Source organism: Streptomyces caeni, assembly GCF_042678285.1.
GTDB lineage: Bacteria > Actinomycetota > Actinomycetes > Streptomycetales > Streptomycetaceae > Streptomyces > Streptomyces caeni.
Genome location: NZ_JBHUDX010000123.1, coordinates 1 through 4,421, shown reverse-complemented (window position 1 = coordinate 4,421; position 4,421 = coordinate 1). Strand labels below are relative to the sequence as shown.

General features: G+C 71.7%; 2 protein-coding genes. Both read right to left on the bottom strand.

The features are described from left to right. The coding region (locus ACFSL4_RS34915; RefSeq protein ID WP_381091837.1) for a type I polyketide synthase at nucleotides 1–1,540 on the bottom strand (1,540 nt) is incomplete at its 3' end. Nucleotides 1,541–1,557: 17 nt separating this feature from the next. Further along, a partial coding sequence (locus tag ACFSL4_RS34910; protein ID WP_381091835.1) for an SDR family NAD(P)-dependent oxidoreductase occupies nucleotides 1,558–4,421 on the bottom strand: 2,864 nt, incomplete at its 5' end.

The window sequence follows — 4,421 nt, the reverse complement described above, 5'->3', positions numbered from 1 at the left end:
TCAGCGACCACCCCACATCCACCGCATCCAGACCGGAAGCATGCTCCTCCAACCGACCCAACTGCCCCTGCAACGCCCCGGCCGACCGCCCCGACACCACCCACGGCACCACAGGCACCGAAACACCTGCAGGAGTCTCCGCCGTCTCCTCCGCCGGTGCCTCCTCCACAATCACATGCGCGTTCGTCCCGCTCGCCCCGAACGCCGACACCCCGGCCCGCCGCAACCGCCCCTCTTCGGGCGCCCACTCCCGCGCCTCCCGCAACAACTCCATCGCACCCGACGCCCAGTCCACCTGCGACGTCGGCTCATCCACATGCAGCGTCTTCGGCAACAGCCCCCGCTGCAGAGCCATCACCATCTTGATCACACCGGCCACGCCGGCGGCCGCCTGTGTGTGACCGATGTTCGACTTCAACGACCCCAGCCACAACGGCCGTCCAGCCTCCCGACCCTGCCCGTACGCCGCCAACAGCGCCTGCGCCTCGATCGGATCCCCCAGCTTCGTCCCCGTACCGTGCGCCTCCACCACATCCACATCGGCGGCCGACAAGCCCGCGCTCGCCAGAGCCGCACGGATCACCCGCTGCTGCGACGGACCATTCGGCGCCGTCAACCCATTGCTCGCACCGTCCTGATTGACCGCACTCCCCCGCACCACCGCCAACACGCGGTGCCCCAACCGCCGGGCATCCGACAACCGCTCTACGGCCAACACCCCCACACCGTCGGAGAACCCGGTTCCGTCCGCATCGGCCGAGAAGGCTCGGCACCGGCCGTCGGGCGACAGCCCTCGCTGCCTGCTGAAGACCTGCAGCATGCCCGGGGTGGCCATCACCGTGGCGCCGCCCGTGAGGGCGAGGGAGCACTCCCCCGCCCGCAGCGCCTGCACCGCCAAGTGCAGCGCGACCAGCGACGACGAGCACGCCGTGTCGACCGTGACCGCCGGCCCCTCCAGGCCGAAGGTGTAGGCGATCCGGCCGGAGACCACGCTGCCGACGTTCGCGGTGAGGAAGTAGCCCTCCATGCCCTCGGGGCTGCTCTTCAGCAGTTCGCCGTAGTCCTGCATGCTGTTGCCGAGGAAGACACCGGTGCGGCTGCCGCGCAGCTGCTGCGGGTCGAGGCCGGCGCGCTCCAGCGCTTCCCAGGAGGTCTCCAGGAGGAGCCGCTGCTGGGGGTCCATGGCCTGGGCCTCACGCGGGGAGATCCCGAAGAATCGGGGGTCGAAGTCGGCGGCGTCGGTGAGGAAGCCGCCTCCCCGGGCGTAGACGGTGCCCCACCGGTCGGGGTCGGGGTCGTAGAGGTGCTCCAGGTCCCAGCCCCGGTTCTCCGGGAAGCCGGTGATGGTGTCCGTACCGTCGGCCAGCAGGCGCCACAGCGCTTCCGGGCTGTCGGCGGCGCCGGGGTAGCGGCAGGCCATGCCGACGATCGCGATGGGCTCGGCGGTGCGGGACTCCAGTTCACGGATGCGCTTGCGTGCCTGGACCAGGTCGGCGGTCACCCATTTCAGGTAGTCCCGGAGCTTGGTCTCGGTGTCCATGGACTCGCGCTCGGCCGTCACTGGTCCCTCCCGAGTTCCTGGTTGATGAAGTCGAAGATCTCGTCGTCGGTCGCCGCCTCGATGCGCTCGGCCGCATCGTCGTCCTCGTCCGGGCCGGCCGACGGCGCACCGTGGGAGTCGGCCAGAACCGCGATCCGGTCGAGGAAGTCACGCAGCCGCTCGGTGGCCTGCCGCCGTTCCCAGTAGTCGGCTGGGGCGGTGAGCAGGACGTTCTCGAGCCGGTCCAGGCCGGCCAGCGGGTCGTCCGAGGCCGGATCGGCCGCGCCACCCAGTGCGCCGTGGAGGTGTTGGGTGAGGGTGGTGGCGGTGGGGTGGTCGAAGATGACGGTGGCTGGGAGGTTGAGTCCGGTGGCGGACTTGAGGCGGTTGCGTAGTTCTATGGCGGTGAGTGAGTCGAAGCCGAGGTCGTGGAAGGCGCGGTCGGGGTCGACGGCGGTGTGGGAGGTGTGGCCCAGGACGGTGGCGGCTTCGGCGCGTACGAGATCCAGCAGCAGGGTGTGCTGCTCGGCGGGCCCGAGTCCGGTGAGGCGGGCGGTGAGGGCGGTGGTGTCGGTTGCCGGGGTGTTTGCTGCCTCGCGGGCGGCGAGTGCGGCGGTCTCGGGCAGGTCGGCCAGGAGGGGGCTGGGGCGGTGGAGGGTGAAGGCGGGCAGGAAGCGGTCCCATGCCATGTCGGCGACGACAAGGGTGGTCTCGTCGTCGGTGAGGGCCGCTTCGAGCGCGGTGATCGCCGGCTGGGGTGCCATCACGTTGACCCCGCCGCGCGCGAGCTGGTCGGCGCGCTGCTCATCCAGCATGCCGCCCTGTGCGTCCCAGGCACCCCAGGCCACGGCAGTGGCCCGGCCGCCCGCCGCGCGGCGGGCCTGGGCCAGGGCGTCGAGGTAGGCGTTGCCGGCCGCGTAGGCGGCCTGCCCGCCGCTGCCCCATACCCCGGCGATGGAGGAGAACAGCACGAACGCGTCGACCGCGTCGGGTTCGAGGAGTTCGTTCAGGTGGCGGGCGCCCGCCACCTTCGCGGCCAGTGCCGTGGCGATCTGCCGGGCGGTCAGGTCGTCGAAAGGCACGTTCTCGGCGGTGCCCGCGGCATGGAACACCGCTCGCACCCCATCACCCGACGCGGCCAGGCCCTCAAGGAGGTCCTCCAGAGCCGGGCGGTCGCTCACATCGCAGGCAACCAGACTGACCCGCGCCCCCAGCGCCTCCACTTCCGCGGCCAGCGCGCTCGCACCGGGCGCGTTCGCTCCGCTGCGCCCGGCCAGCACGACATGCTCCGCCCCGCTGCGCGCCGCCCACCGGGCGACATGCCCGCCGATCGCACCCGTGCCACCGGTGATCAGGACGGTTCCCTTCGGCGTCCAGGGCGCACGGGGCGTACGGGCCCGCTGGGGGCGCGGGCTGCGGCACAGCCGCCGCACCAGGACACCACCCTCACGGATCGCAAGCTGGTCCTCACCGTGCGTACGGGCATCGCCCAGCACACCCAGCAGCCGGCCGACAGCCCGCGGCGAGGGCACGGCCGGCACATCCACCAGACCACCCCACCGCTCAGGCCGTTCCAAAACCGCCGTCCGCCCCAACCCCCACACCAGGGACTGCGCGGGGCTGGTCAGCACATCACCGGCATCGACACAGACAGCACCACAGGTCACACACCACAACCGCGCACCCTGGCCCACATCGTCCAACGCCTGCGCCAGCAGCACCGTGTCCACCACACCCGACGTCAGCACCGGAAACTCGGGATGCTCCCGCTCATCCAGCCCGGTCAGCGCCACAACACCCTGCAACTCCTGCCCGCCCCCCGCCTCACCGATCAACCGGCCCAGCACCGCACGGTCACCGCCGGCGCGCCCCGTGTCCACCACCCGCACATCCGCACCACCGGCAGCCAGCCCCTCAACCACCGCACCGGCCCACACAGCCGCCACCGGATCACCCGGCACCACAACAAGCCAGCGCCCCACCGGCCTGGACACCACACGATCCCCCAGCGCACGCCACACCACCCGGTAACGACGACCGTCCAACTCCACCCCCTCCCGCCGCTGCCTGCGCCACGCCGCAAGCGCAGGAACAACCGCGTCCAGCCCGTCCGAACCACCAACACCCAAAACACCAGCCACCGCCCCCAGATCACCCGCATCCACCGCCCCCCAGAAACCAGCCATATCCTCGGAAACCACAGCACCGCTCGGCGCGGACGCGGCCGGGGCGGGCCAGTAGCGCTCGTGCTGGAAGGCGTACGTCGGCAGATCGACCCGGCTCGCGTCCGCCCCGTCGAAGAGGGTGTGCCACCGCACCGGTGCGCCGTGCACGTACGCCTCGGCGGCGGAGAGCAGGAACCGGCGCAGCCCGCCCTCGTCGCGCCGCAGCGAACCCACGGTGACGGCTTCGGTCTCCGTCGCCTGGAAGGTCTCGGCGAGGGCGACCGCCAGGACGGGGTGCGGGCTCGCCTCCACGAACAGCCGGAAGCCGTCGGTGAGGAGGGCGCGGACGGTGTCTTCGAAGAGGACGGTCTGCCGGAGGTTGGTGTACCAGTAGCCCGCGTCCGTCGTCGCCGTGTCGATCAGGCCACCGGTCACGGTGGAGTAGAAGGGGACGGCGGATGCCTGCGGCTCGATGGGGGCAAGCAGGTCGGCCAGCTCCGCCTCGATCGCCTCCACATGGGCGGAGTGCGAGGCGTAGTCCACCGGGATACGACGGACCCGTACCCCTTCGTCTTCCAGCACACCGAAGAGCTCGTCCAGCGCCGCCGTGTCACCGGACACCACCGTCGACGACGGACCGTTGACCGCAGCCACCGAGACCGCGCCCTCCCAGGCCGCGACCCGCTCCCGCACCTCACCCACCGGCAACGGCACCG